The 25,342-nt window shown below is 61.4% G+C and carries 26 protein-coding genes; 19 read left to right on the forward strand and 7 right to left on the reverse strand.

The genetic code is table 11. From position 1 onward, the window contains the following. Window positions 1-87 precede the first annotated feature (87 nt). The 3 genes from M2A_RS01545 to trmB all read left to right on the forward strand — a co-directional run bounded on the left by M2A_RS01545 (window position 88) and on the right by trmB (window position 2,770). Window positions 88-513 (forward strand): helix-turn-helix domain-containing protein, encoded by a 426-nt coding sequence (locus M2A_RS01545; protein ID WP_081875297.1) that lies wholly within the window; start codon window positions 88-90, stop codon window positions 511-513. Between the two features lie 160 nt (window positions 514-673). Then, window positions 674-1,843 (forward strand): methionine adenosyltransferase, encoded by a 1,170-nt coding sequence (gene metK / locus M2A_RS01550; protein ID WP_045442000.1) that lies wholly within the window; start codon window positions 674-676, stop codon window positions 1,841-1,843. Window positions 1,844-2,053: 210 nt separating this feature from the next. After that, window positions 2,054-2,770, forward strand: a complete 717-nt coding sequence (gene trmB, locus M2A_RS01555) for a tRNA (guanosine(46)-N7)-methyltransferase TrmB (protein WP_045442002.1) — start codon at window positions 2,054-2,056, stop codon at window positions 2,768-2,770. Here trmB and M2A_RS01560 read toward each other — a convergent pair. Further along, a complete protein-coding gene (locus M2A_RS01560) occupies window positions 2,767-3,216 on the reverse strand; it encodes a winged helix-turn-helix transcriptional regulator (protein ID WP_045442005.1) in 450 nt (149 codons plus the stop codon). The two genes, trmB and M2A_RS01560, sit on opposite strands and share 4 nt — an antisense overlap. An 83-nt stretch (window positions 3,217-3,299) precedes the next feature. On the opposite strand from M2A_RS01560, the gene M2A_RS01565 reads away from it, so the two are divergent. The 11 genes from M2A_RS01565 to M2A_RS01615 all read left to right on the forward strand — a co-directional run bounded on the left by M2A_RS01565 (window position 3,300) and on the right by M2A_RS01615 (window position 15,513). Next, entirely contained in the window at window positions 3,300-3,902 is a 603-nt protein-coding gene (locus tag M2A_RS01565) for a 2-hydroxychromene-2-carboxylate isomerase (protein WP_045442007.1), read from the forward strand. A 13-nt stretch (window positions 3,903-3,915) separates the two neighbouring features. Beyond that, window positions 3,916-4,620 carry an SDR family NAD(P)-dependent oxidoreductase gene (locus tag M2A_RS01570; protein WP_045442010.1) on the forward strand — a complete coding sequence of 235 codons (705 nt, stop codon included), beginning with the start codon at window positions 3,916-3,918 and terminating at the stop codon, window positions 4,618-4,620. Between the two features lie 235 nt (window positions 4,621-4,855). Further along, window positions 4,856-5,497, forward strand: a complete 642-nt coding sequence (rimP, locus tag M2A_RS01575; protein ID WP_244444353.1) for a ribosome maturation factor RimP — start codon at window positions 4,856-4,858, stop codon at window positions 5,495-5,497. Window positions 5,498-5,519: 22 nt separating this feature from the next. Further along, the gene (gene nusA, locus M2A_RS01580; protein ID WP_045442013.1) at window positions 5,520-7,163 is read left to right on the forward strand and encodes a transcription termination factor NusA; all 1,644 of its coding nucleotides are present in this window, start codon (window positions 5,520-5,522) and stop codon (window positions 7,161-7,163) included. A gap of 43 nt (window positions 7,164-7,206) precedes the next feature. Further along, the gene (locus tag M2A_RS01585; RefSeq protein WP_045442016.1) at window positions 7,207-7,821 is read left to right on the forward strand and encodes an RNA-binding protein; all 615 of its coding nucleotides are present in this window, start codon (window positions 7,207-7,209) and stop codon (window positions 7,819-7,821) included. Continuing rightward, window positions 7,818-10,412 carry a translation initiation factor IF-2 gene (infB, locus tag M2A_RS01590; RefSeq protein ID WP_045442019.1) on the forward strand — a complete coding sequence of 865 codons (2,595 nt, stop codon included), beginning with the start codon at window positions 7,818-7,820 and terminating at the stop codon, window positions 10,410-10,412. Before M2A_RS01585 ends, infB begins: the two co-directional genes overlap by 4 nt. Before the next feature lie 97 nt (window positions 10,413-10,509). Then, window positions 10,510-10,974, forward strand: coding sequence for a 30S ribosome-binding factor RbfA (gene rbfA, locus M2A_RS01595; protein WP_045442357.1), 465 nt, complete (start codon window positions 10,510-10,512; stop codon window positions 10,972-10,974). Further along, window positions 10,975-11,901: a tRNA pseudouridine(55) synthase TruB gene (truB, locus tag M2A_RS01600; protein WP_045442022.1), complete on the forward strand. Its 927-nt coding sequence runs from the start codon at window positions 10,975-10,977 to the stop codon at window positions 11,899-11,901. It abuts the gene before it with no gap. 8 nt (window positions 11,902-11,909) lie between these two features. Next, window positions 11,910-12,179 carry a 30S ribosomal protein S15 gene (gene rpsO, locus M2A_RS01605; RefSeq protein WP_045442359.1) on the forward strand — a complete coding sequence of 90 codons (270 nt, stop codon included), beginning with the start codon at window positions 11,910-11,912 and terminating at the stop codon, window positions 12,177-12,179. A 355-nt stretch (window positions 12,180-12,534) separates the two neighbouring features. Next, window positions 12,535-14,712 carry a polyribonucleotide nucleotidyltransferase gene (gene pnp, locus M2A_RS01610; RefSeq protein ID WP_045442025.1) on the forward strand — a complete coding sequence of 726 codons (2,178 nt, stop codon included), beginning with the start codon at window positions 12,535-12,537 and terminating at the stop codon, window positions 14,710-14,712. A 186-nt stretch (window positions 14,713-14,898) separates the two neighbouring features. Continuing rightward, window positions 14,899-15,513: a DUF4893 domain-containing protein gene (locus M2A_RS01615; RefSeq protein WP_158597229.1), complete on the forward strand. Its 615-nt coding sequence runs from the start codon at window positions 14,899-14,901 to the stop codon at window positions 15,511-15,513. An 84-nt stretch (window positions 15,514-15,597) separates the two neighbouring features. Here M2A_RS01615 and fabI read toward each other — a convergent pair whose 3' ends face one another. From fabI to fabA, 3 genes are all read right to left on the reverse strand, one after another. Then, entirely contained in the window at window positions 15,598-16,473 is an 876-nt protein-coding gene (gene fabI / locus M2A_RS01620; RefSeq protein WP_045442031.1) for an enoyl-ACP reductase FabI, read from the reverse strand. 106 nt (window positions 16,474-16,579) lie between these two features. Continuing rightward, complete coding sequence (gene fabB / locus M2A_RS01625) at window positions 16,580-17,797, reverse strand: beta-ketoacyl-ACP synthase I (RefSeq protein ID WP_045442033.1); 1,218 nt, start codon at window positions 17,795-17,797, stop codon at window positions 16,580-16,582. A 158-nt stretch (window positions 17,798-17,955) separates the two neighbouring features. After that, window positions 17,956-18,477 carry a 3-hydroxyacyl-[acyl-carrier-protein] dehydratase FabA gene (gene fabA / locus M2A_RS01630; RefSeq protein WP_045442035.1) on the reverse strand — a complete coding sequence of 174 codons (522 nt, stop codon included), beginning with the start codon at window positions 18,475-18,477 and terminating at the stop codon, window positions 17,956-17,958. Between the two features lie 328 nt (window positions 18,478-18,805). Between fabA and irrA the strand changes: the two genes are divergently transcribed. The 4 genes from irrA (at window position 18,806) to M2A_RS01650 (ending at window position 21,953) form a co-directional block, all read left to right on the forward strand. Beyond that, complete coding sequence (gene irrA / locus M2A_RS01635) at window positions 18,806-19,231, forward strand: iron response transcriptional regulator IrrA (protein ID WP_045442037.1); 426 nt, start codon at window positions 18,806-18,808, stop codon at window positions 19,229-19,231. Window positions 19,232-19,450: 219 nt separating this feature from the next. Beyond that, on the forward strand, window positions 19,451-19,870 hold the full coding sequence (locus M2A_RS01640) for a rubrerythrin family protein (protein WP_045442038.1): 420 nt from the start codon (window positions 19,451-19,453) through the stop codon (window positions 19,868-19,870). Window positions 19,871-19,980: 110 nt separating this feature from the next. Then, window positions 19,981-21,348, forward strand: a complete 1,368-nt coding sequence (locus M2A_RS01645) for a heterodisulfide reductase-related iron-sulfur binding cluster (RefSeq protein ID WP_045442039.1) — start codon at window positions 19,981-19,983, stop codon at window positions 21,346-21,348. A gap of 8 nt (window positions 21,349-21,356) precedes the next feature. Then, on the forward strand, window positions 21,357-21,953 hold the full coding sequence (locus M2A_RS01650) for a DUF3501 family protein (RefSeq protein ID WP_045442040.1): 597 nt from the start codon (window positions 21,357-21,359) through the stop codon (window positions 21,951-21,953). A 42-nt stretch (window positions 21,954-21,995) separates the two neighbouring features. On the opposite strand, the gene M2A_RS01655 is transcribed toward M2A_RS01650, so the two are convergent. Both M2A_RS01655 and M2A_RS01660 read right to left on the reverse strand, forming a co-directional pair. Then, entirely contained in the window at window positions 21,996-22,517 is a 522-nt protein-coding gene (locus M2A_RS01655) for a dihydrofolate reductase family protein (RefSeq protein WP_045442041.1), read from the reverse strand. Window positions 22,518-22,555: 38 nt separating this feature from the next. Next, window positions 22,556-23,140, reverse strand: a complete 585-nt coding sequence (locus tag M2A_RS01660; RefSeq protein WP_244444354.1) for an SH3 domain-containing protein — start codon at window positions 23,138-23,140, stop codon at window positions 22,556-22,558. Window positions 23,141-23,310: 170 nt separating this feature from the next. Between M2A_RS01660 and M2A_RS01665 the strand changes: the two genes are divergently transcribed. Further along, window positions 23,311-24,300, forward strand: a complete 990-nt coding sequence (locus M2A_RS01665; RefSeq protein ID WP_045442044.1) for a 2-hydroxyacid dehydrogenase — start codon at window positions 23,311-23,313, stop codon at window positions 24,298-24,300. 186 nt (window positions 24,301-24,486) lie between these two features. Here M2A_RS01665 and M2A_RS01670 read toward each other — a convergent pair whose 3' ends face one another. Then, the gene (locus M2A_RS01670; RefSeq protein ID WP_045442047.1) at window positions 24,487-25,290 is read right to left on the reverse strand and encodes a HesA/MoeB/ThiF family protein; all 804 of its coding nucleotides are present in this window, start codon (window positions 25,288-25,290) and stop codon (window positions 24,487-24,489) included. Between the last annotated feature and the right edge of the window lie 52 nt (window positions 25,291-25,342).

A 25,342-nucleotide genomic window follows, 5' to 3' on the forward strand; every position in this document is an offset into this window, starting at 1 on the left:
TGGGGCGCGGAGTTGCTAAACCTTAGGTTGTGCTGCCAAGATAGTGCGAAGGCGGCGGGCGGATCCGGTAACGTAAAGGGGCAGGCGGTGGTAAGAAAATCTCCAAATCCGATCGACATTCATGTGGGCGGCAGAGTGCGGATGCGCCGTATGCTGATCGGCATGAGCCAGGAAAAACTGGGGGAGCAACTGGGCCTTACCTTCCAGCAGGTTCAGAAATACGAAAAAGGCGCAAACCGGATCGGCGCCAGCCGGCTGTTCGAAATTTCCCGAATTCTTGGGGTGCCGGTGGATTTCTTTTTCGAAGGCTTGGACGCGGCGGCGCAGAACGGCGGCTCGAACGGCTTTTCGGATACGAAAGAAGCCGGTTTCGATCTCGATGTGCTGACCACCTCCGAAGGCATCCAGCTCAATTCGGCTTTCTTTTCCATCCGCGAGCCTGCCGTGCGCAAACGGGTTCTCGATCTCGTCAAAACCCTCGGCAAAAGCGAAGAGCTGGGCGAAAGCCTCTAAGCGGTGGCAGCCTCTTCGGCGCGGGTATGGGCGCGATTGGCGGCCTTTCGGTCTTGACCGCCTCCTCATTGCTTGCCACAACACGCAGGCACCGGCGCAGGTTGCGCCGGTTTTCTGTTGAGCCCGCCCTAGGGCCCGGCAGCCAACGAGGGAGAGGCACTTGGCGCGCGCGAGTTATCTTTTTACCAGTGAATCCGTTTCCGAAGGGCATCCCGACAAGGTATGCGACCGGATTTCCGATGCCGTGGTCGATCTTTATCTGAAAGCCGATCCTTATTCGCGCGTGGCCTGCGAAACGCTGACGACGACGAACCGCATTATATTGGCCGGTGAAGTGCGCGGCCCGGATAGCGTGACGCATGCGCAGATCGAAGAAGTGGCGCGCCGCGCCGTCAAGGAAATCGGCTATGAGCAAGAGGGCTTCCACTGGAAGACCGCCGATGTCTCGATCTATCTTCATGCCCAGTCCGCTCATATCGCCATGGGCGTCGATGCCGATGGCAATAAGGATGAAGGCGCGGGCGACCAGGGCATCATGTTCGGCTATGCCTGCACCGAAACGCCGACGCTGATGCCGGCCCCGATCTATTATTCCCACCGCATCCTGAAGCGCATGGCCGAGGACCGCCATTCGGGTAAGCGCCCGGAATTCGGCCCCGATGCCAAGAGCCAGGTGACGCTGCGCTATGAAAACGGCAAGCCGGTGGGCGTCACTTCTGCGGTTGTCTCCACGCAGCATGCCGAAGGGCTGACGCAGGAAGAAGTGCGCGAGCTTGTGCGTCCTTACATCACCGAGGTGCTGCCCGAGGGCTGGGCCTGCCCGGAAGAAGAGCTGTACGTCAACCCGACGGGCCTCTTCGTCATTGGCGGGCCGGACGGTGATGCGGGCCTGACGGGCCGCAAGATCATCGTCGATACTTATGGCGGCGCCGCGCCCCATGGCGGCGGCGCGTTTTCGGGCAAGGACCCGACGAAGGTCGACCGCTCGGCAGCTTATGCGGCGCGCTATCTTGCCAAGAACGTCGTGGCCGCCGGCCTTGCCGAAAAATGCACGATCCAGCTTTCCTATGCGATCGGTGTGTCGAAGCCGCTCTCGCTTTATGTCGACACGCATGGCACGGGCAAGGTGGAAGAAAGCGCGCTCGAAACCGCGCTCGGCAAATCCATGGACCTGTCGCCGCGCGGTATCCGCGAGCATCTGCAGCTCTCGCGCCCGATTTATGAGCGCACCGCCGCTTATGGCCATTTCGGCCGCGAGCCCGATGCCGATGGCGGTTTCTCCTGGGAAAAGACGGATCTTGCCGAGGCGATCAAGAAGGAACTGCCGTAAGCGCGGCACTTCTTTCCGAAGGAAGCGGCAGGCGCACCGGTCTGCCGGTTTTCCACAGTTGTCATCCCGGCCCCCGTGCCGGGATCCATCGCGCTTGGCGTATGTCGGGCAGCTGCATGGACCCCGGGACAAGCCCGGGGGACCCCGCATGAATTTGACGAGAAGGCGCGCTCTTCTTTCTTGCAGGAGAGCCATAAGCTGAACAGAGCAATGACCGCTCAAACCCAAAAACCGCAGCCCCAAAACACGCTGCCCCAAAAGACGTTACATGGCCGCCGCCGCGGCAAGACATTGCGCGCGCATCATCAGCGCCTCGTCGATGAGCTTTTGCCGCGCCTCAAAGTGGATGTCTCAAAACCCATCGAGCCTGCCGCGCTTTTCCCTTTCACGCCGCAGGCGCTTTGGCTGGAAATCGGTTTCGGCGGCGGTGAGCATCTGGCGCACCGGGCGGCGGAAAATCCGGAGACCGGCTTCATCGGATGCGAGCCTTTCGTCAACGGTGTCGCCAAACTTCTGGCGGAGGTGGAAGCGCGCGGCCTTGAGAATGTGCGCCTTCATGATGACGATGCGCGCGATGTGCTGGACGCGCTGCCCGAGGCAAGCGTCGAGCGGATCTATCTCCTCTATCCCGACCCCTGGCCGAAGAAGAAGCACAAGAAACGCCGTTTCGTCAGCGACGACAATCTCGCGCGCTTCGCCCGTGTGCTCAAAGACGGCGGGCTCTTTCATTTCGCCAGCGACATTCCCGATTATGTGCGCTGGACGCTCACCCATAAGGTGCGCCATGCGGAATTCGAATGGCTGGCGGAACGCCCGGCAGACTGGCGCCGGCCCTTCGAGGGATGGCCCGGCACGCGCTATGAGGAAAAGGCGCTGAAAGCGGGCCGCGTGCCCTCTTACCTCACCTTCCGCCGGCGCCCGCGCTAGCTTTTCTCTTTCAAGCGGATTTCAAGATCTTCAAGCGCGACGGGCGTGCCGTCCGCGCCGAGGGGCACCATGCGTGCCAGCGGGCGGCCCGACTTGCGCTCGATGACGTCCATCGGCGCGCAGCCTTCCCCATAGACCCATTTATCGCCCCATTGGCGCAAGGCGGTGAGCACGGGAAAAAGATCGCGGCCCTTTTCCGTCAGCTCATAGGCGTAATGGGTGCCGGTCTGGCCGATATCGACTTTCTGCATGATGCCGTTCTCCACCAGCTGGGAGAGGCGGTTTGCCAGAATGTTCTTGGCGATGCCGAGCCGGGTTTCGAATTCGGCAAAGCGCCTGGCCCCGAAAAACGCGTCCCGGATGATGAGCAGCGTCCACCAGTCGCCCACCAGATTGAGGGTCTGGGCGATGGAGCAGGGCATGTCATCGAAACGTTTGCGGGCCATGGGGTGAGTATAGGTGGATTTTGGTTGCAAAACAAAACTCGAATCTTTATTGGTTTCATAACGCAACTAAAGGAGGACGAGTCATGGCCGCAGACCTGGCATTCTATTTCGATTTCATGAGCCCCTATTCCTATCTCGCCCAGTCGCAAATCCGCCCGCTGGCCGAGCGCACGGGCGCGGTGCTGCGCTATGAGCCGGTCCCTGTGCGCAGACTGATGGAGCGGGTGGGCAATAGGCCGACCACGATGGAATGTCAGAACAAGCTTGCCTATGCGATGCAGGATATGGGGCGCTGGGCGGCGCATTACGCCATCCCTTTCGCCCCCGGCGCAAAACTGCGTCAGACCGATGCCGGGCTCCTTTTGCGCGGGGCGCTTGCCGCGCGCGATAAAGACCTCATCGCGCCCTATACCCATCTCATTTTCGAGGCGCTTTGGGGCGAGGGCAAAGACCTCTCGGAACCCGGCCTGATCGCTGCCGTTCTCGATGAGGCGGGCCTGCTGGGCGCCCAGTTGATGGAAGAGGCAAGCGATGCGGCCCGGGCGGATGAGCTGGAAAAAGCCGCCGATCTTGCCGCCGAAAAGGGCCTTTTCGGCACGCCGAGCTTTCTTCTGGGCGGGACGCTTTATTTCGGCAATGACCGGCTGGGTTTTCTGGAAGAGGCTTTGAAGCGCCAGGCAGCTTGAGGGAGCAAAAGTGATGAGCGATAAGAAAACCTGTCTCATTGCAGGGGTCGGGCCCGGCACCGGCCTTGCGCTTGCCCGCCGCTTTGCAGAGGGCGGCTATGGCGTGGCGATGCTCGCCCGCAGCGCGGAGCGGCTGGCGGGCTATGAAAAAGATGTGCCGGGGGCCAGGGCCTATACCTGCGATGTCGCCAATGCCGAAGACCTTGCCGTTTCCTATGGCCGGGTTTGCGAGGAAATGGGTACGCCCGAGATCGTCATTCACAATGCGCCGGGCGGCGCCTTCGGCTCTTTTCTCGATGTCGAGCCGGAGATCCTGGAGCGCAACTTCCGCACCAATACGATGGGGCTCTATCATCTTGCCCGGCTGGCGGCGCCGGCCATGATGGAGCGGGGCAGCGGCGTCATCCTGTGTACCGGCAATACCTCGGCCCATCGCGGTGTGCCGAATTTTGCCGGCTTCGCCCCCACCAAGGCGGCGCAGCGCATTCTGGCCGAATCCATTGCCCGGACCCTTTCCCCGAAAGGCGTGCATGTCGCCTATATCACCATCGATGCGGTGATCGCGGTGCCCTGGGCGCTGGAGATGTTCAAGGACAAGCCCCGGGAGTTCTTCATCGAGCCCGATGACATTGCCGCGGAATGTTTTCACACCGCCCACCAGCCCCGGTCGGCCTGGTCTTTCAATGTGGAAATTCGGCCTTTCGGGGAAAGCTGGTAGGCGGGCTTCCCCGGGCTTTGGCCGAACCTTTCAGGGTCTCGGCCAAAGCCTCGTTGGGGCGGAATGGCCATAAAGCGCTTGCCGATCAGCCATTTATGGCTATATTGGAGAGAGCGCTTGCTTCTCATATAGCTGGTCTGGCGCTTGGTTAGACCGGATGAAAGAGAGTGGGATGCCCTGACGGTTCCGTTTCGGAAAAGTTGGGCCCCGCTTTTTTTGTTATCTGGAGCCCTGTTTGGCGCGTGACGCTGTGCCGATGGGTACCGGCGGACAAGCGAAAGAGAAGCGGATCGGAATTGTCGGGACGAATGGTTTGAGTGAGATGAACGGGGCCGAAACGCCGGTTCAATCGCATATGATCGCGACAGGTGCCTTGGAGCGCCGGATCGCCGGTCTCATTGCCCCGCTGGCGGCCGATATGGGATATGAGCTCGTGCGCGTGCATTTGTCGGGCGCCAATGGGCGCACGCTGCAGATCATGGCCGAGCGGCCCGACGGCACGATGAAAGTGGAAGATTGCGAAGAGCTTTCCCACGCCGTCTCGGCGCTGATCGATGTGGAGGACCCGCTTGACGGGACCTTCCATCTGGAAGTTTCCTCGCCCGGTATCGGGCGGCCTTTGACCCGGCCCAAGGATTTTGAAACCTGGGCGGGCTTTGAGGCGAAAATCGAATTGTCCGAGCCGCTTGCCGAGCGCAAGCGGTTCCGGGGTCTCCTGCAGGGCTTCGAAGAAGGTGAAGTGCTGCTGGAAATGGATGTGGAAGGCTATGACGAGCCGCAGGTGATCGGCCTGCCGTTTGCGCAAATGCGTGAAGCCAAGCTCGTCATGACCGATGCATTGATCGAAGAGAGTCTGAAACGACGGCCGCACGGATGAGCGGCGAAGGCGGAGAGAGCAGATGGCACAGGCGGTAAGCGCAAACAGGCTGGAGCTTTTGCAAATTGCCGATGCAGTGGCGCGCGAAAAGTCGATCGAGCGGGAAATCGTGCTCGAGGCAATGGCTGAGGCCATTCAGAAGGCGGCCCGCTCGCGCTACGGTTCGGAAAACGAAATCCGCGCGCGGATCGATCCGAAGACCGGCGAGATCAAGCTCGTCCGGCTGCTTGAAGTCGTCGAGCAGGTGGAAAGCGATGCAACGGAAGTCGATCTGAAAGACGCGCAGCGGCGCAACCCCGCCGCTCAAGTCGGCGATCTCATCGAGGATGAATTGCCCCCCGTCGATTTCGGCCGTATCGCCGCGCAGACCGCCAAGCAGGTGATCGTTCAGAAAGTGCGCGATGCCGAACGCGAGCGCCAATATGAAGAATATAAAGACCGCGTGGGCGAAGTGGTCCATGGCCAGGTCAAGCGTGTGGAATACGGCAATGTGATCGTCGATCTCGGCCGGGGCGAGGCGATCGTGCGGCGCGATGAAATGCTGCCGCGCGAAACCTTCCGTACCGGCGACCGTATCCGCGCCTATATCTACGATGTGCGCCGCGAGCAGCGCGGCCCGCAGATTTTCCTGTCCCGCTCCCACCCCCAGTTCATGGCGAAGCTCTTCGGACAGGAAGTGCCGGAAATTTACGACGGCATCATCGAAGTGCGCGCGGTGGCCCGCGATCCGGGTTCACGCGCCAAGATCGCCGTTCTCTCGAACGACAATTCCATCGACCCCGTGGGCGCCTGCGTCGGCATGCGCGGCAGCCGCGTTCAGGCGGTGGTGAACGAATTGCAGGGCGAGAAGATCGACATCATTCAATGGTCGCCCGATCATGCGACCTTCATCGTCAACGCGCTCGCCCCTGCCGAAGTCGTCAAGGTCGTGCTCGATGAAGACGCCCAGCGTATTGAAGTCGTGGTGCCCGATGACCAATTGTCTTTGGCGATCGGCCGGCGTGGGCAGAACGTGCGTCTTGCCTCGCAGCTGACGGGCTGGGATATCGATATTCTCACCGAAGCCGAGGAATCGGAGCGCCGCCAGGCCGAATTCGCGCAGCGCTCGGCGACCTTCATGGACGCGCTGGATGTGGACGAGGTGATCGCCCAGCTTCTCGCCTCCGAAGGCTTTGCGAGCGTGGAAGAAGTGGCCTATGTGCCGCTTGAGGAAATTGCCGATATCGAAGGCTTCGATGAAGAAACCGCGCAGGAAATTCAAAACCGCGCGCTCGATGCCATCGACAAGCAGAACGAGGAATATGACAACCGGCGCAAAGAGCTGGGTGTCGAGGACAATCTGGCCGAAGTGCCCGGCGTGACGCCCGCCATGATGGTGACGTTCGGCGAGAACGACATCAAGTCGATTGAGGACCTGGCAGGCTGCGCCACGGACGATCTGACCGGCTGGTTCGAGAATGTCGGCGGCGAGCGCAAGCGCATGGAAGGCATTCTCGATGGTCATGATGTGACCAGCGAGGAAGCGGAAAACATGATCATGGAAGCGCGCGTGCGCGCGGGCTGGATCACGCAGGAAGAGCTGGACGCGATGCGCGCCGGCCCCGCCGAAGACGAGGCGGAAGAAGGTGAAGAAGGCAGTGAAGAGGAGGCGGAGGCGGGCGCCTGAGGCCTCGCCTTGAGCCCTTTCTTTAGCCCTTTTGGGATTGTTCATGGCCGCAGCCGGAAAAGAGCGCAAATGCATCCTTTCCGGCGAGGTGATGCCGGCGGAGCGGCTTGTCCGTTTCGTCGTCGGGCCGGAAGGCCAGCTTGTGCCGGACTTGGCCGAAAAGCTGCCCGGCCGCGGCATCTGGCTGGAAGCCCGGCGCGAGGCGCTTGAAAAAGCGCTGAAAAAGGGACTTTTCTCCCGCGCCGCCCGCCAAAAGGTGGAGGCGCCGGAGGATCTTGGCGCGCAAGTGGGCGCGCTTTTGGCCCGCCGGGCGCTCGACAGTCTCAGCCTTGCCCGGCGCGCGGGCGCGCTGGTGGCGGGGCAGGAGCGGGTTTTCGAGCTGATCGTCAAGGGCAAGGCCCTGGCGGTGATCGAGGCGCGCGATGCAGGCGCGGACGGTAAAAAGCGTCTCAGAGCCCGGCTCAAGGCGTTGGATCAGCAGGACTTACCTGTTGTTAGAGGCCCGGATGCCGAACAATTCGGTTTGGCATTGGGGCGCACAAATGTGGTACATGCTGCGCTGACAGATCAGCGCATGAAAAGTAAGGTTCTGGCGGACCTCGCCAGATGGACGACGTGGGAGCCGATTTCGGGCTCCGGAGGTAAAGGAAGCGAATGAGCGACTCGACGGAAACCGGCGACCGCAAGAAGGCATCAGGCGGCAAGACTTTGAGCCTGAAGCGCACAGTGGAGACTGGCCAAGTGCGCCAGAGCTTCTCCCGTGGGCGCACCAAGTCCGTGGTGGTTGAAAAGAAACGCAAACGCACGATCCGCTCCGGCGATGGTGAGGGTCCGGCCGTCGAGGAGGCGCCGAAACAGGCCGCCCCGGCGCCCGAGGCGAAAAAACCCGCGCCTGCGGCGGCCAAACCCGTAGCGAAGAAAGCGGAATCCAAAACCGCCGACCGCGGCGGCATGGTGCTGCGCACGCTGACGGACGAAGAAAAACAGGCCCGCGCCGCAGCTCTTGAAGAAGCCAAGGAGCGCGAGGAAGAAGAACGCCGCAGAGCCCAGGACGATGCCAAGCGCTGGGCGGACGAAGATGCGGCGCTTGCCCGTGAACGCGAGGAAGCGGCCCGGCGTGAGGCCGAAGAGGCCGAGCTGCGCGCTGCCGAGGAAGCCAAGCGGCTGAAAGCGGAAGAAGAAGCCAAGCGCCGCGCGGCTGAAAAAGAAAAGATGGAGCGCGCCAAAGCGCCCGAATCCGCCGACGACATGCCGGAACCTGGGCGTGAGGCGAAGGGACCCGTGCGCAAGCGCGAGGAGCCGGCTGCCGATGCGGTCAAGCCCACGCCTGCGCGCAAGGGCGAGGCCCGCCGCCGCGAGGGCAAACTGACCATTACCCGCGCGCTGACCGACGATGAGGGCGGCCGCCAGCGTTCGCTTGCCTCCATGCGCCGGCGCATGGAGCGCGAGAAGAAACGCGCCCGGGGCACTTCCCAGGAGCCGCGCCAGAAGGTTGCCCGCGACGTCGTCATTCCCGAAGCCATTACGGTGCAGGAACTGGCGAACCGCATGGCCGAACGCGCCGTCGATGTCATCAAGCTTTTGATGAAACAGGGCGTGATGGTGCAAATCAACGACACGCTCGACACCGATACCGCGCAGCTTGTGGCCGAAGAGCTTGGCCATAATGTGAAGCGCGTATCGGAGGCGGATGTGGAAGAAGGCCTCGTCACCGAGGACGATCCGGACGATCTGAAAGTGGCGCGCGCGCCCGTCGTCACGGTCATGGGCCATGTCGACCACGGCAAGACCTCGCTGCTCGACGCGCTGCGCAAGACCGATGTGGTGGCCGGCGAAGCCGGCGGCATCACGCAGCATATCGGCGCCTATCAGGTAACGATGCCGGCAGGCGATAAGATCACTTTCCTCGATACGCCCGGCCACGCCGCCTTTACGGCGATGCGCGCGCGCGGCGCCAAGGCAACGGACCTTGTCATTCTCGTGGTGGCCGGTGATGACGGCGTCATGCCGCAAACCATCGAAGCCATTCACCACGCCAAGGCCGCCGAAGTGCCGATGATCGTGGCGATCAACAAGATGGATAAGCCCGACGTCGATGCGGGCCGCGTGAAGAACGAATTGCTGCAGCACGAAGTCATTCTGGAAGATTTCGGCGGCGACGTGCTGGCGGTGGAAGTTTCCGCCAAGACCGGCATGGGTCTCGACAAGCTGGAAGAGAACATTCTTCTGCAGGCGGAGCTTTTGGAGTTGAAAGCCAACCCGGACCGCGAGGCGGAGGGTGTGGTGATCGAAGCCAAGCTCGACAAGGGCCGCGGCCCGGTCGCAACCGCGCTCGTGCAGCGCGGCACGCTGAAAGTCGGCGACATTATCGTGGCGGGCGCCGAATGGGGCCGTGTACGTGCGCTGCTCAACGACCGCGGCAAGAATGTCGAAGATGCCGGCCCCTCCGTGCCCGTCGAAGTGCTGGGTCTCAACGGAACGCCCGATGCCGGCGACACGTTCGTCGTGGTCGAGAACGAAGCGCGCGCCCGTGAAGTTACCGAATACCGCCAGGGCCTTCAGCGTAAAGCCCGTGTCGGCCTGGTGCGCACGACGCTCGATCAGATGATGTCTCAGCTCAAAGAGGGCGAGCGCCACGAAGTGCCGATCGTCATCAAGGGCGACGTGCAAGGCTCGGTCGAGGCGATCGTACAGGCGCTCGACAAGCTGGGCACCGACGAGGTCAAGGCCCGCGTCCTTCACGCCGGCGTTGGCGGCATTACCGAAAGCGACGTGACGCTGGCGCAGGCCTCCGGCGCGCCGATCATCGGCTTCAATGTCCGCGCCAACGTTCAGGCGCGCGATGCGGCCCGTGCTGCCGGGATCGAGATCCGCTATTACTCGGTGATCTACGATCTGGTGGACGATGTGAAGGCGGCCATGTCCGGCATGCTCTCGCCGGAAATGCGCGAGACCTTTATCGGCAATGCGCAGATTCTGGAAGTTTTCAATATTTCCAAGGTCGGCAAGGTGGCCGGTTGCCGTGTCACCGAAGGCGCGGTGCGCCGCGGCTCGAAAGTCCGCCTCATCCGCGACGATGTGGTGGTTCACGAAGGTACGCTTTCCACGCTCAAGCGCTTCAAGGACGAGGTCAAGGAAGTGCATGGCGGCCAGGAATGCGGCATGGCCTTCGAGAACTATCAGGACATGCGTCCGGGTGATGTGATCGAGTGCTTCGACGTGGAAGAGATTGCCCGCAGTTTGGACTAGGACCGGCGTTTGCGGTCTTGATGAGATGCGATCCGCCCCGGCCGATACCGGGGCGGCGGCTCTTCTTTGAAGGCCGCCGGAAGAAGTGGATACGAAAATGAAACGGCGAACATCTGCCAAGACAAGAGGCCCCGAGGCCGGCCGCCCCCCCTCCCAGCGTCAGCTGCGGGTGGGCGAGCTGATCCGCCATGCGCTTTCCGATGTGCTGGCGCGGGGCAATGTGCAAGACCCGGTGCTGGAAACCGCCATCATCTCGGTCTCCGAGGTGAAGATGAGCCCGGATTTGCGCAATGCGACGGCCTATGTGGTGCCGCTCGGGCGCCAGGACCCGGCCCCCGTTCTGGATGCCCTGAAGCGGGCGCGCAAGTTCCTGCGCGGCGAGCTGGCCCGGGAGATCAATCTGCGTTACATGCCGGAACTTCGTTTCGCCTCCGATACATCTTTCGATTATGCGGAAAATGTCGAAGGCCTGTTGCGCTCGCCGAAAGTCGCCCGCGACCTGCAGGAAGACGATTGGGAGGGCGGGGAAGAAACCGACACGCCCCGCGATGAGGAAGAATAGATGGCGCGCCGCCGCAAGGGCCGGCCCGTCAGCGGCTGGGTGATCATCGACAAGCCTGCCGGGCCCACCTCCACCCATGTGGTCAATATCGTGCGCCGGGCCTTCGATGCCCAGAAAGCGGGCCATGCCGGCACGCTCGACCCTTTGGCGACGGGCATTTTGCCGGTGGCGCTGGGCGAGGCGACGAAAACCATTCCCTTCGTCATGGATGCGCGCAAAACCTACCGCTTCACCGTGAAATGGGGCGAGGCAACGGCGACGGACGATGCGGAGGGCGAGGTCACCGCCCGCGCCGATCTGCGCCCCGCCCGCGCGGATATAGAGGCCGTTCTTTCCCGCTTTACCGGGGAAATCGAGCAAGTGCCGCCGCAATTCTCCGCCATTAAGGTGGAGGGCGAGCGGGCCTATGACCTCGCCCGGGCCGGGGTCGAGGTGGAGCTGAAGGCCCGCAAGGTGACGATTTATAAGATCGGGCTGACGGGGATGCCGGACGAGGCCCATGCCGAGTTCGAGATCTTGTGCTCCAAAGGCACTTATGTGCGCTCTCTTGCCCGGGATATGGCGCAGGCTCTTGGCACCTGCGGCCATGTGGTTGCCCTGCGCCGGACCGCCACGGGACCCTTCGCGGAGGGCGCGTCGATTCCTCTGGAAAAACTGAGAGACTTGAGCCATAGTGCGCCCGCTTCCGGCCCTTTGGAGGCGTTTTTACTGCCGATCGAGACCGCGCTGGACGACATCCCGGCCCTGGCCTTGGACGGCAGCGATACGGCGAAATTGAAAAGAGGGCAGGCAGTGTTGCTGCGCGGGCGTGACGCCCCGGTATTCGACGGCCCGGTTTTGACCTTGCACAAGGGAGAGCCGGTGGCGCTGACCGAATATGACCGGGGAAGTTTGAGGCCCGTGCGTGTTTTCAACCTTTCTCATTAGGAGTGACGATGTCGATTACGGCCGAGCGCAAACAAGAGCTCATCAAAGAATTTGCCGCAAGCGCGAGCGACACGGGTTCGCCGGAAGTGCAGGTAGCCATCCTGACCGAGCGGATCGCCAATCTCACCGGGCATTTCAAAACCCACGCGAAGGACAACCATTCGCGCCGCGGTTTGCTCAAGCTTGTGAGCCAGCGCCGCCGCCTTCTCGATTATGTGAAGGCCAAGGATCAGGCGCGGTACCAGGCGCTCATCCAGCGGCTCGGTATCCGGAGATAAGGGCTTTTGTTCATGGAACATGGCAAGCGCACGTGCCTTCATCCGTAAGGCGCGTGCGTTGTGCTTTGGACCGGGAGCAAAGTCCCGCGTCAAGATTGGACGCCAAGAACAGCGTCGAGAAACTGTCTTGAGGCAAACGGGCGAAAGCCCGCTACGAAGAGAGACGATGTGTCCGATAAAGGTAAGCGGACAGGGAGCGGACCGGTTTTTTTCACGTCTCGAAAAAGCCGGTTCCCGGAGTAAGCCCCCGATCCCCCTTACCCGTCCGGCCGCGAGGAAACGCGGCACAATGATGTGCTGGCTGCATGGAGTTGGATAAACGCATGGAAGCAGCGGCACAGATTAGGAAACGATAATGTTCGATATTGCACGTGAAGAAATTGAATGGGGCGGACGGCCTCTGATCATCGAAACCGGTAAAGTGGCCCGTCAGGCGGACGGTGCGGTGCTGGTGTCATACGGCGAAACCACGGTCCTGGCGACGGCGGTTGCCGAGCGCGCCCCCAAGCCGGGGCTGGACTTCTTCCCCCTGACCGTGAACTACCAGGAAAAAACCTACGCAGCCGGTAAAATCCCCGGCGGCTTCTTCAAGCGCGAAGGTCGGCCGAGCGAAAAAGAAACGCTCGTCTCGCGGCTGATCGACCGGCCGATCCGCCCGCTCTTTCACCCGGCTTTCAAAAACGAAACCCAGGTCATCGCCACCGTCGTCTCGCACGACATGGAAAACGATCCCGATATCGTTGCCATGATCGCAACCTCGGCGGCGCTGACCTTGTCGGGCATCCCTTTCATGGGGCCCATCGGCGCGGCGCGTGTCGGTTATATCAACGGCGAATATGCGCTCAACCCGATGATCGACGAGATGGTGGAAAGCCAGCTCGATCTCGTCGTCGCCGGGACGGGCGATGCGGTGATGATGGTTGAATCGGAAGCCAAGGAGCTTTCCGAGGACGTCATGCTCGGCGCCGTGATGTTCGGCCACGAGCAGTTCCAGCCGGTGATCGATATGATCATCCGTCTGGCGGAAAAAGCGGCCAAAGAACCGCGCCCGATCGAAGAGATCGACAATTCCGATCTCGAAGCCAAGGTGAAAGCCATTGCCGAGGCGGATCTGCGCGCGGCATACGCCATCGCCGACAAGGGCGAACGCCAGAACAAAGTCGCCGAGGCCAAGGACAAGGTGGTTGCCGAACTGGTGGGCGAAGATGACGGCCCGGAAGTCGCCACGAAAGTCTCCGGCGCCTTCAAGAAGCTGGAAAAGAACATCGTGCGCGGCTCGATCATCGAGACCGGCAAGCGTATCGATGGCCGTGATCTGGAAACGGTGCGTCCCATCGTCTCCGAAACGCATATCCTGCCGCGCAGCCACGGCTCGGCGCTTTTCACCCGCGGTGAAACCCAGGCCCTCGTTGTGACGACGCTGGGCACGGGCGAGGACGAGCAGTTCATCGACGCGCTGGAAGGCACCTATAAGGAAAACTTCCTGCTGCATTACAACTTCCCGCCTTATTCCGTGGGCGAGACGGGCCGCGTTGGCTTTACGGGCCGGCGCGAAGTGGGCCACGGCAAGCTTGCCTGGCGGGCGCTGCGCGCGGTGCTTCCCGAGCGTGATGCCTTCCCCTACACGATCCGCATCGTTTCGGAGATCACCGAGTCGAACGGTTCCTCTTCCATGGCAACGGTCTGCGGGGCCTCGCTTTCCATGATGGATGCGGGCGTGCCGCTGAAGCGCCCGGTTGCGGGCATCGCTATGGGCCTCATCAAGGAAGAAAACGGCGTCGCCGTTCTCTCCGACATTCTGGGCGATGAGGACCATTTGGGCGACATGGACTTCAAAGTGGCAGGTACTTCCGAAGGGGTGACCTCGCTGCAGATGGACATCAAGATCACCGGCATCACCAAGGAGATCATGGATACCGCGCTGAGCCAGGCGAAGGGCGGGCGTCTTCATATTCTCAATGAAATGTCGAAAGCGCTCACCGAAGCGCGGCCCGAGCTCGGCGCCCATGCGCCGCGCATCGAAGTGATCAAGATCCCGCAGGATAAGATCCGCGAAGTGATCGGCACGGGCGGCAAGGTCGTGCGGGAGATCGTCGAAAAGACCGGCGCGAAGGTCGATATCGGTGATGACGGCACGATCAAGGTTGCCTCCTCGAGCCAGGAAGCCATCGAAGCGGCGCTGGCTTGGATCAAGGGCATCACGGCGGAGCCGGAAGTCGGCATGATCTACAAGGGCAAGGTCGTGAAGGTCGTCGATTTCGGCGCTTTCGTGAACTTCTTCGGTCCCCGCGACGGTCTGGTGCATATTTCCCAGCTCAAGCAGGAAAAAGTCGGCGCTGTCTCCGATGTTCTGAAGGAAGGCGACGAGGTCTTCGTGAAGCTGATGGGCTTCGATGACCGCGGTAAAGTGCGCCTTTCCATGAAGGTCGTGGACCAGGAAACGGGCAAGCTGATCGAAGGCATGGAAGATGCCAGCGATGACGGCGGCGAGCGGCGCGGCCGCGGCCGGCGCAATAAGGCCGATGCCGATTAAAAGCTTTGCTTAAGCACAAGCGTGAAAGCGGGCGCAATTCTCTTGCAATGAGCCCGCCAAACACGGCAAAAAAAGGGGCGGTCTTCGGACCGCCCCGTTTATTTTCGAAAGGGCGAGAGGTCGATGCGGTTGAAGGCAAAAACCTTGGGAGCCGGCGCAGGCATGTTGGCGGCGCTGATATGGGCAATGGCCTCGGGGCCGGCGCACGCGCAGGAAGAGGCGGCTCAGCGCTCCATCCCGGATGAATACCGCTGGGAAAACGTCATCACCGATTTCGACAAGGACCGTCTGGAGCGCCTGGAAGAAGCCCTGGCGCTCGGCAATGAAGAGGCGGCGGGCGCGCCAAGCGTATCTTATGACGACCGCCTGGCGCTGAAATCCGTGATGGAGGCCGAGGCGGTGCCCGTCGATGACAGCCATCTTCTGGGCTGGCGCGGCTGCCGCATGATCAAGGTCGGTGGGCGCTTTGCAGGTCTTGCCGTTTATCCCTTTTTCGATTGCCGCATCACCGTCGTGGACGGTTTTCTGTTCTTCGAAAAACGTTCGGGTTCGCAGCGCATGAGCGGGCGGCTATATCAGAACGATGCGCTCTCGCGCATTCTGCTGGCGGCGCCTACCTACAATGACGCCCCGCAGCGCCCTTATATGAGCGAGGCGGATGAAAGCACAAACCCGCAAATTCAAAATGCCGTCGGTGTGCTCAATCAGCTTGAAGACGGGCGGCTGCGCATTCTCTTTCCCTGGCCCGCGCTTGAGGCAAGCTACACGGTGCTGGAACTGCGCTCCCTCGACAATCTTTAAAGCGCTTCTTTAAGAGCACTTCTTTCTGGGCAACAAAAAAGCCCCGTCACGGCGCGGCTTTTTGCATGAGCGGTTTCCGCGAACCTATTCGGCGGCGTTCTTGTCGCCGTTTGCTGGGCCGGGCGCGACCAGCTCTTCCAGATCGCTCGCCTTCGGCATGCCGATAATGTTGTAACCGGCATCGACGTGATGCACTTCGCCCGTCACGCGGGTGGAAAGGTCGGAGAGCAGGTAAAGCGCGGCGCCGCCTACATGCTCAAGCTCGATCGTTTCCTTGATCGGCGCATGGGTCTTGTTCCATTTGAACACCAGCCGGGCGGAACCGACGGCGGAGCCTGCCAGTGTGCGCATGGGGCCTGCGGAAATCGCATTGACGCGGATGCCGTCCCGGCCGAGATCGGCGGCGAGATAACGCACGCTTGCCTCCAGCGCCGCCTTTGCAACGCCCATGACATTGTAATTCGGCATGACGCGTTCGGCGCCCGCGTAAGTCAGCGTGATCAACGAGCCGCCTTCGCTCATCAAGTCGTGCGCGCGGCGCGCCACATCGGTGAAGGAATAGCAGGAGATTTCCATCGTCTGGCGGAAATTGTCGCGGGAGGTGTCGACATAGCGGCCCTTAAGCTCGCTCTTGTCGGAATAAGCGATGGCATGAACGATGAAGTCGAGCTTGCCCCATTCCTCTTTCAGCGTCTTGAACGCGGCATCGAGGCTCGCCTCATCCATCACATCGCAAGGCAGCAGCAGTTTTGCGCCGAGCGAATCGGCCAGCGGTTTGACGCGCCGCCCGAATTGATCGCCCTGATAGGTAAAGGCCAGCTCCGCGCCATGCGCGGCGGCGGCTTTGGCGATCCCCCAGGCGATGGAATGGTCGTTGGCGACCCCCATAATCAGGCCGCGCTTACCTGCCAATAGCGCGCCTTGCTCGAAAGCGCTTCCACGCGTAACTGCCCCGTCCATGTCGTTTCGCTCTCGCTATTCCGTCCCAGAACGGGACATCTCCCAGTTTCCCCTATTCCGGTATGCAAGCATTGCCCCAACCACCGGGGGCGCATACCGGTCTTACTCAGGCATCCAGCTTTTTCATCACCAGGCAGCCATTCGTGCCGCCAAAGCCGAAGCTGTTGGACATCACGCAATTGATCTTGGCGTTATCCTGGCGCTCGCGCACGATATTGGCGGAGGCCACGGCCGGGTCGAGTTCTTCGATATTGGCGGATTCGCAGATGAAGCCGTTTTCCATCATCAGCAGCGAATAGATCGCCTCATGCACCCCGGCGGCGCCCTGCGCATGGCCGGAGAGCGATTTCGTCGCGCTGATCGGCGGCATCTTGTCGCCGAACACGGTCTTGATCGCTTCGATCTCGGGAATGTCGCCGACCGGCGTCGAGGTCGCATGCGGGTTGATATAGTCGATCGGATCTTTCACCGTTTCGAGCGCCAGCTTCATGGCGCGCACAGCGCCTTCGCCGGATGGCGCCACCATGTCCGCACCGTCCGAGGTCGCGCCATAGCCGACGATCTCGGCATAGATTTTCGCGCCGCGTGCCTTGGCATGTTCCAGTTCTTCGAGGACCAAAACGCCGCCGCCGCCGGAAATCACGAAGCCGTCGCGGCTCACGTCATAGGCGCGCGAGGCCTTGGCGGGCGTGTCGTTATATTTCGAGGACATGGCGCCCATTGCATCGAAGAGGCAGGAAAGCGTCCAGTCGAGCTCTTCGCCGCCGCCGGCAAACATCATGTCCTGCTTGCCCCACTGGATTTGCTCGGCCGCATTGCCGATGCAGTGGGTGGAGGTGGTGCAGGCGGAGGAGATCGAATAGCTCGGGCCCTTGATTTTAAAGAGCGTGGAAAGGTTGGCCGAGACCGTGCTCGACATCGCTTTCGGTACCGAGGTCGGGCCGATCTTGCGCGGGCCTTTTTCGCGGGTGATGTCGGCGGCGGCAACGATGGCTTTCGTCGAGGCCCCGCCCGAGCCCAGCACCATGCCGGTGCGCTCGTTGGAAATTTCATGGGCCTCAAGGCCGGCATCGCGGATCGCCTGTTCCATGGCGATATAGGTATAGGCCGCGCCGTCGCCCATGAAGCGGCGGGTCTTGCGGTCCAGCACTTCTTCCAGGTCCAGCTTCAAGGAGCCGTGCACCTGGCTGCGGAACCCGTATTTCGTATAATCTTCCGCATGAACAATGCCGGAGCGCGCATCGCGCAAGCTGGCCAGCACTTCTTGCGTGTTATTGCCGAGGGAGGAAACGACACCCATCCCGGTAATGACGACACGCCTCATGATTACTCTCCCTTGCTCAACCGGCTTTTGCCTGGCCGGAAGTCCCGTGTGCCGCCCTCAAAGGCGGCCGGACGGGGGCGAAATGTACCTTGATTTGCCGTGCCTTGCGAGCCAAAGCGAAGCCGGAACGGACATGCGGGCATAAGAGCCATGGCAGATCAGGCTGGCGCTTCTTCGCCGCCTGCAACGACGACACGCAAATCCTCTGCCTTATAGATAGGCTCGCCATCGGCTTTCAAAACACCGTCCGCCTGCAGCAGCACCAATTTGCGGTTGATCACCCGCTTCAGGTCGATCACATATTCGAGCACTTTGGTCTTCGGCGTGACCATGCCGGAGAATTTCACCGAGCCGACGCCGATCGCCCGGCCCTTGCCCTTGGCGCCCATCCAGCCGAGAAAGAAGCCCACCAGCTGCCACATGCCGTCAAGGCCAAGACAGCCCGGCATGATCGGATCGCCCTCGAAATGGCAGGGGAAGAACCAGCGGTCTTCGCGAATGTCATACTGAGCGACGATCTGGCCTTTGCCATATTCCCCGCCTTCGGCGGAAATATTGACGATCCGGTCGATCATCAGCATGGGCGGCAGGGGCAATTGCGCGTTTCCCGGTCCGAAAAGCTTGCCATGCGCGCAGTCCAACAAATCTTCGTATGAGTAGCTCGATTTCTGTTCCGCCATCCTGTGCCCAATCCCTGGCCAGCGAGCCTTGCAAGGGCCCTCGCGGGGGCCAGGCTCATGTTTAATTATTCTGTCGCGCTTCCTAACACACCCGGGGGGCCGCGCAAACCCTCACGACAAGCCGCCCGGCGCCCGTAGAGAGCAGGGAGCGCGGGGGGCCTATTGGGCGGGACCTTGACATGGGCGCGGATTTACCCACATTGTGTGTCAGATTGTAATGATTACAAACTGCGCCCGCCGCAGGGGCCTGATGCGCCTCCAAAGGGTGCGGGAATATTTGCAAGGTGCAATGGCCCTGGATTTGGGGCCTGAGTTACGGACCAGAAGTATGGACATGGAAAAAGAGCGCCCCTTCAGCCAGACCCTTAACCGGCTCCGCGACGCCGGGCTGCGGCCGACGCGCCAGCGCCTGGCGCTCGGCCGGCTGCTCTTTGACGGCGGCGAACGCCATGTCACGGCCGAGGTCCTTCACGAAGAAGCGACGGGTCAGGGGATTTCCGTCTCTCTGGCAACCGTCTACAACACGCTGCATCAATTCACCGATGCCGGCCTTCTGCGGCAGGTTGTCGTGGATGCCTCGCGTACCTATTTCGACACGAACACCGACGATCACCATCACTTCTTCAAGGAAGACGATGGCTCGCTGATGGATATTCCCGGCGATCATATCGAGGTGGCGGGCCTGCCTAAGGCCCCGGATGGCAGTGAAGTTGCCCGTGTCGATGTCATTGTGCGGCTGAAATCAGCTTCCTAAGCCTCCTGCTTGTTACGTGTGCAAATCGTTCTCAAATTTTTAGAATTACTCTAAAGAGTTGACGAACTCCTTCCATGCGCTTAATCTTTGATTCTAAGGGTTGGGGGCAAAATAACAAGCGCTCCCCGCCCTCACATGGTTGAAGCAACCAGGCCCCGCACCATCCGGCCCATGCGTGCGCGCATGCCCCCGGGGGGTCTAACAGGTGAGGAGGACGACATGTCGCTTGCAAGCAGCAAGACTCTCGAAAATTTGAAAGAAGCCTTTGCCGGTGAAAGCCAGGCGAACCGCCGCTATCTCTATTTCGCTCAGAAAGCGGATGTGGAAGGCTATAACGACGTTGCCGCCGTTTTCCGCTCCACAGCGGAAGGCGAGACGGGCCACGCGCATGGCCATCTGGAATTCCTGGAAGAAGTGGGCGATCCGGCAACGGGCGAGCCCATCGGCGATACCTCGAAAAACCTGAAAGCGGCAATTGCCGGTGAGACCCATGAATACACGGATATGTATCCGGGCATGGCGCGCACCGCCCGCGAAGAAGGCTTCGACGAGATTGCCGACTGGTTCGAAACGCTGGCCAAGGCGGAAAAGAGCCATGCCGGCCGCTTCCAGAAAGCGCTCGACAGCCTCGACAGCTAAGAGATGGATTAAGCCTGCCGGCCCGCACCCCGGCAGGCTTTCCTTTCGCCCGCCTGCGGTCCGCATAAGGGCCCCGCATAATGCCCCCTTAATCAGGAAGAGGACCCCTGATGAGCAGAGAAGGCAGTCTGGACGCGCCGACCCGTCACCCGATCGATTGGCAGAATCCTGAATTCTACGATCTGGAAAATCTCGACGCGGAACTGCGCCGTGTTTTCGATATCTGTCATGGATGCCGGCGCTGTTTCAATTTGTGCGAAAGCTTTCCGCGCCTCTTCGATCTGATCGACGAATCGGAAAGCGGGGAACTCGATACCGTGTCGAGCGACGATTTCGCGCCGGTAGTGGAAGCCTGCACGCTCTGCGACATGTGCTTCATGACCAAGTGTCCTTACGTGCCGCCGCACGAATTCAATCTCGATTTCCCCCATCTGATGCTGCGCGCCCGCGCCGCCGAGGCCAAAGCGAAGGGCGGCTTTCCTTTCGTGCAAAGCCAGCTTGCGCAGATGGACCGCAACGGCAAGATGGCCGAAAAAATCGCTCCGCTCGCCAATTGGGGCTCGAAGCGCGGCAACGGCCTGACGCGGCCGGTGCTGGAAAAAGCCGCCGGCATCGATGCCCGCGCCGATCTTCCCAAATTCGCGGGCGAAACCTTCACTCGCCGCGCCCGCAAGGACGATGCGGCAGGGCTCATAAACGTCAATCGCGAAGCCCCGGCATTCGGGCGCAAGGCCGCGATCTATGCGACCTGCTTCGTCAATTACAACAATCCGGGCGTCGGCGCCGCCGCGCGCAAGGTGCTCGCCCATAACGGGGTGGAAAGCATCGTTGCCTATCCCGGCTGCTGCGGCATGCCGCATCTTGAAAGCGGCAATATCGAAAAGGTGGCCGATAACGCCAAAAAGGTCGCCGCCGCGATGAAGGAACATATCGAGGCGGGCTACGACATCGTCACGCTCACCGCGTCCTGCGGGCTGATGTTGAAATTCGAATGGCCGCTCATTCTGCCCGGCAATGAAGATGTCAAACGTCTCTCCGAAGCCGTCTTCGATATCGACGAATATATTGTCGACATCGCCAAGAAAGAGGGGCTGACCCCCGGCCTGCAATCGGTGGAAGGCGGCGTTTCCGCGCATTTGGCCTGTCACGCCCGCGCCCAGAATATGGGGCCGAAATCGGTCGAGATGATGCGGCTCATTCCCGATACGAAGATCGACGTCGTCGAGCGCTGCTCCGGCCATGGCGGCACGTTCGGCGTCATGAAAGAGACTTACGATCTTGCCATGAAAGTCGGCAAGACCGCCGCGCGCAACGTCAAGAAGGGGGAGAACAAATACGTCACCTCCGACTGTCCGCTTGCCGCCAAACACCTGGTGCATGAGATCGAAAGCATGAACGGCGAGGCCGAAGCGCCGGCGCTGCCCACGGCTCAGCACCCCGTCGAAATCATCGCCCGCGCCTATGGGCTGATTGAATAGAGGCTGTCATGTCTGCCGCAAAGAAACAGATCACCCGCGAGGATATTCTTCCGCTTGAAAAATATGCCGCCGAGCGCAAAGAGCGCCGCGCCCGCATCACGCAGATGAAAAAGAACCGGCGTGTGGAAGTGGGTCCTTACGCGACATTCTATTTCGAAAATTACGACACGATGTTTCAGCAGATCCACGAGATGCTTTACATCGAAAAGGGCGGGGAAGAACAGATCGCCGACGAGCTGAGCGCCTACAATCCCCTTATTCCGCAGGGCAAGGACCTCGTCTGTACCCTGATGTTCGAAATCGACGACCCCATCCGCCGCAACAATGTGCTGCGCCGCCTCGCCCATGTGGAAGAGCATGTCTATGTGCAGGTGGGCGATGAAAAGATCATGGCCGATGCGGAAGACGATGTGGAGCGCACCACCGAGGACGGCAAAACCTCCTCCGTGCATTTTCTGCATTTCCGTTTCACGCCGGAGCAGATCGCGAAATTCAAGGACCTGTCCCAGAACGTGATCCTCGGCATCGGCCACGAGAATTACGGTCACATGGCGCTGCTGGCGGGGCCGACCCGCGAGGCGCTTGCCGCCGATTTCAGCGCCTGAAAACCAAGCGCCTGAAAACCGGACAGGTGAGATAAGGCGCGGTCATGTTTCATAGCGCAGCATGACCGCGCCATTTTCATATGTCTTGGAATCTTTCAGGCTGAGCTCCTGCGCCGGCCCGTCCGCGCCGAAAAGGCGGATGCCCGATCCCAGCATGAGCGGCATGATGAAAAGGTCCATCCGGTCGATGAGACCTTCCTTCAAGAAGCTTTGAATGAGCGCGCCGCCGCCCACCACCCAGATATTCTGAGGCGCCGTGCCGGAGAGTTTCTCGGCAAGTGCCGCGGGGCTGCCGCTCACCGCTTCCACCCCCTCCGGCAAATCGCCGGGCGGGCTTGAGGTCATGACATAGGTCTTCAGCGTCTGATACGGCCATTCGCCGAAGCCGAGCAATTGATCGAAGGTGGCGCGGCCCATGACGATGGCGCCGAGCTCGGCGGTGAAATCGTCATAGCCATATTCCTCGGAGTCGAACGGCGCCAGCCAGTCGATCGCGCCGTCCGCGCGCGCGATATAGCCATCGGCGCTGAGAGCGATATAGACATGGAATTGCGGTCGAGGCATGAAATCGGCTTTCGCGGTTGAAGGTGGAAGGCCAGGCGCTATTGCAGCGTCTCGCCCGGATAGACGCCCCAGATGTGCCGCCGCGCGGCCCAGCCCGTATAGCCCTTCGCCGTGATCTGGCAAAAGCGCGGCCGGCAAAGTTGCAAAGCGCCAATGACGCCGGGCTCGGCCAGCGCCACGATCTGGCCGCCGCCGGGCTCGGCATAAAGCGGAATTTCTTCGCTGCCGGTCAAAAGCGCCGTGCGCTCGCCATCGAGCAGGCTGTAATAAATCCAGCCCGTTTCTCCGTCCGCATCGCGGATGCGCCGCCAGCGCTCGAATTCCGCAACGATTTCCACCGGCAGGCCCCGGCGCTTATAGACCCATTGCACTTCATGCTCCGTGCTCGGGCCGCGCCGTACATTGGCGGTATCCGCTTTCAGGCTGACGAAGCGGGGCAGCGGCAGCCCGGTGACGGGACCGGCCAGTTGCTCCTGCGCGAGGGCCGGGGAGAAAACCTCGCCGGAAAGCCCGCTGGTGCCGAGGGCCAGAAAGACAAGCGCCCAGAGCCCGGCGGCCTGCATCAGGCGGCGGGCGGCAAAAAGCGGGCGGGCCGTTGAAAAGGGCGGGACGTCGATTCGCATCACCGGATCATATGACAAGGCTGGGCGCTGGCGGTCAAGAACGGGCGGCGCGAGGGAACGCCGGTCGCCATGCTCCCTCTTCTTTTGGCGCATGGGCTCTGCTAGACATGAGATGAGGAAACCGCCGCCCGGCCCCTTATTCGGCCGGCGCGGCCAGACCGGGGACGCTTATGCCGCAGAAACCGCTTGTCATTGTGACGCGCAAATTGCCGGAGGTGATTGAAGCGCGCATGGGCGAGCTGTTCGAGGCGCGGTTCAACCGGACCGACATTCCCATGACCGAGGAAGAGCTTGCCGCAGCGCTCGCCGAAGCTGATGTGCTGGTCCCGACGGTAACGGACAAGCTCGATGCGGCGCTGCTCGCCAAAGCCGGGCCGAAACTGAAACTGATCGCCCAGTTCGGCACGGGCGTCGACAATATCGATGTGGACGCGGCGGTAAAACGCAAGATCACCGTGACGAACACGCCGAGCGTTCTGACCGAAGATACTGCCGACATGACCATGGCGCTTATTCTGGCGGTGCCGCGCCGCCTGAATGAAGGGGCCCGGCTGCTGCGCAATAACAGGGGCCAATGGCCCGGCTGGTCGCCCACCTGGATGCTGGGCCACCGGATCGGCGGCAAGAAGCTCGGCATTTTGGGCATGGGCCGCATCGGCCAGGCGGTGGCGCGCCGCGCCCGCGCTTTCGGCCTTGAAGTGCATTACCACAACCGCAAGCCCGTCAATGCCGTTATCGAAAAGGAATTGCAGGCGACCTATTGGGACAGTTTCGACCGTATGCTGCGCGAGATCGACATTCTCTCGATCAATTGCCCCCATACGCCCGCAACGTTCCATCTCCTCAACGAGCGGCGTATTGCCATCATGAAACCCGATTCTTACGTGGTGAACACGGCGCGCGGCGAGGTGGTGGACCAGGAAGCGCTGATCACCGCGCTGGAAGAAGACCGTCTGGGCGGCGCCGGGCTCGATGTTTTCGAGCGGGAACCGGCCATCGACCCGCGCCTTTTGAAACTGGAAAACGTCGTGCTCTTGCCGCATATGAGTTCGGCGACGGTGGAAGGGCGCAGCGAAATGGGCGAGCGCGTGCTCATCAATATCCGCGTCTGGATGGACGGGGAAAAGCCGCCGGACCGGGTGATCCCGGCGATTTTATAAGCTGGTTCCGTTCCGCCTCATTGTCATCCCGCGACTTGATCGCGGGATCCATTGGCCTTTCAAAGCATCCAGGAATGAGTGGTTTTTGCGGCGCTGCCGCATATCTCTTTTCGCTGTGCCAGAGGCAATGCGAGTGGACCCCGCGATCAAGTCGCGGGGCGACGTTTAGAGAGAAAGGTGAGCCCCTCACGCGTGGTGCGAAAGATCCGTAATCGAGGCATTCTCGCCGTTCAGCGGATTGGCCGGGTCGCGTTTCAGCTTGATGGTGCGGAAGCGCGTGTCGAGGGCATCGTAGATAAGGAGCTTGCCCGTCAGGCTTTCGCCCGCGCCGGTAATTTCCTTGATGACTTCGAGCGCCTGCAATGAGCCCATGACGCCGGTGAGCGCGCCGAGCACGCCTGCGCTCTCGCAGGTCGGAATGGAGCCGGGCGCCGGGGCTTCCGGCACGAGGCAGCGGTAGGTGGGGAGCGGCGTGCCCTCTTCGTCTTTCTCATACGGTTTAAAGGTTGCAAGCTGGCCCTCAAAGGGCCCGACGGCGGCGGAGACAAGCGGGCGGCGGGCGAGAAAGCAGGCATCGGAGACAAGAAAGCGGGTGGCGAAATTATCACAGCCATCGGCCACGATGTCGTAGCGGGAAATGATTTCGAGCGCGTTTTGCGCCGTCAGCCGCTCTTCATGCAGTTCCACTTTCACATCCGGGTTGAGCCGCGCAATGGCCGCCGCCGCGCTTTGCGTCTTCGCGGCGTCCAGATGATCCGTATCATGAATGATCTGGCGCTGCAGATTGGATAGCGAGACTTTATCGTCATCGATAATACCGAGCGTGCCGGCACCGGCAGCGGCCAGATAAAGCAGGGCAGGCGAACCGAGCCCGCCCGCGCCGATAACGAGCACACGCGCGCCCAGCAGCTTCTGCTGCCCTGGCCCGCCGATTTCTTTCAAGACGATATGGCGGGCATACCGTTCAAGCTGCGTGTCGCTCAGCGCCATGTGCGTCCCATCCGTTTCCGGCTGTCTCTCAGGAGCTGCTTATATAGGAAAA

This window comes from Tepidicaulis marinus (genome assembly GCF_000739695.1).
GTDB classification, from domain to species: Bacteria; Pseudomonadota; Alphaproteobacteria; order Parvibaculales; family Parvibaculaceae; genus Tepidicaulis; species Tepidicaulis marinus.

Bases quoted from the DNA above. Each gene is read 5' to 3' on its own strand.
- trmB (WP_045442002.1), top strand. From the start codon at position 2,054: ATGACCGCTCAAACCCAAAAACCGCAGCCCCAAAACACGCTGCCCCAA.
- M2A_RS01560 (WP_045442005.1), bottom strand. From the start codon at position 3,216: ATGGCCCGCAAACGTTTCGATGACATGCCCTGCTCCATCGCCCAGACC.
- M2A_RS01565 (WP_045442007.1), top strand. From the start codon at position 3,300: ATGGCCGCAGACCTGGCATTCTATTTCGATTTCATGAGCCCCTATTCC.
- M2A_RS01570 (WP_045442010.1), top strand. From the start codon at position 3,916: ATGAGCGATAAGAAAACCTGTCTCATTGCAGGGGTCGGGCCCGGCACC.
- nusA (WP_045442013.1), top strand. From the start codon at position 5,520: ATGGCACAGGCGGTAAGCGCAAACAGGCTGGAGCTTTTGCAAATTGCC.
- M2A_RS01585 (WP_045442016.1), top strand. From the start codon at position 7,207: ATGGCCGCAGCCGGAAAAGAGCGCAAATGCATCCTTTCCGGCGAGGTG.
- infB (WP_045442019.1), top strand. From the start codon at position 7,818: ATGAGCGACTCGACGGAAACCGGCGACCGCAAGAAGGCATCAGGCGGC.
- rbfA (WP_045442357.1), top strand. From the start codon at position 10,510: ATGAAACGGCGAACATCTGCCAAGACAAGAGGCCCCGAGGCCGGCCGC.
- truB (WP_045442022.1), top strand. From the start codon at position 10,975: ATGGCGCGCCGCCGCAAGGGCCGGCCCGTCAGCGGCTGGGTGATCATC.
- rpsO (WP_045442359.1), top strand. From the start codon at position 11,910: ATGTCGATTACGGCCGAGCGCAAACAAGAGCTCATCAAAGAATTTGCC.
- pnp (WP_045442025.1), top strand. From the start codon at position 12,535: ATGTTCGATATTGCACGTGAAGAAATTGAATGGGGCGGACGGCCTCTG.
- M2A_RS01615 (WP_158597229.1), top strand. From the start codon at position 14,899: ATGGCCTCGGGGCCGGCGCACGCGCAGGAAGAGGCGGCTCAGCGCTCC.
- fabI (WP_045442031.1), bottom strand. From the start codon at position 16,473: ATGGACGGGGCAGTTACGCGTGGAAGCGCTTTCGAGCAAGGCGCGCTA.
- fabB (WP_045442033.1), bottom strand. From the start codon at position 17,797: ATGAGGCGTGTCGTCATTACCGGGATGGGTGTCGTTTCCTCCCTCGGC.
- fabA (WP_045442035.1), bottom strand. From the start codon at position 18,477: ATGGCGGAACAGAAATCGAGCTACTCATACGAAGATTTGTTGGACTGC.
- irrA (WP_045442037.1), top strand. From the start codon at position 18,806: ATGGACATGGAAAAAGAGCGCCCCTTCAGCCAGACCCTTAACCGGCTC.
- M2A_RS01640 (WP_045442038.1), top strand. From the start codon at position 19,451: ATGTCGCTTGCAAGCAGCAAGACTCTCGAAAATTTGAAAGAAGCCTTT.
- M2A_RS01645 (WP_045442039.1), top strand. From the start codon at position 19,981: ATGAGCAGAGAAGGCAGTCTGGACGCGCCGACCCGTCACCCGATCGAT.
- M2A_RS01650 (WP_045442040.1), top strand. From the start codon at position 21,357: ATGTCTGCCGCAAAGAAACAGATCACCCGCGAGGATATTCTTCCGCTT.
- M2A_RS01655 (WP_045442041.1), bottom strand. From the start codon at position 22,517: ATGCCTCGACCGCAATTCCATGTCTATATCGCTCTCAGCGCCGATGGC.
- M2A_RS01660 (WP_244444354.1), bottom strand. From the start codon at position 23,140: ATGCGAATCGACGTCCCGCCCTTTTCAACGGCCCGCCCGCTTTTTGCC.
- M2A_RS01665 (WP_045442044.1), top strand. From the start codon at position 23,311: ATGCCGCAGAAACCGCTTGTCATTGTGACGCGCAAATTGCCGGAGGTG.
- M2A_RS01670 (WP_045442047.1), bottom strand. From the start codon at position 25,290: ATGGCGCTGAGCGACACGCAGCTTGAACGGTATGCCCGCCATATCGTC.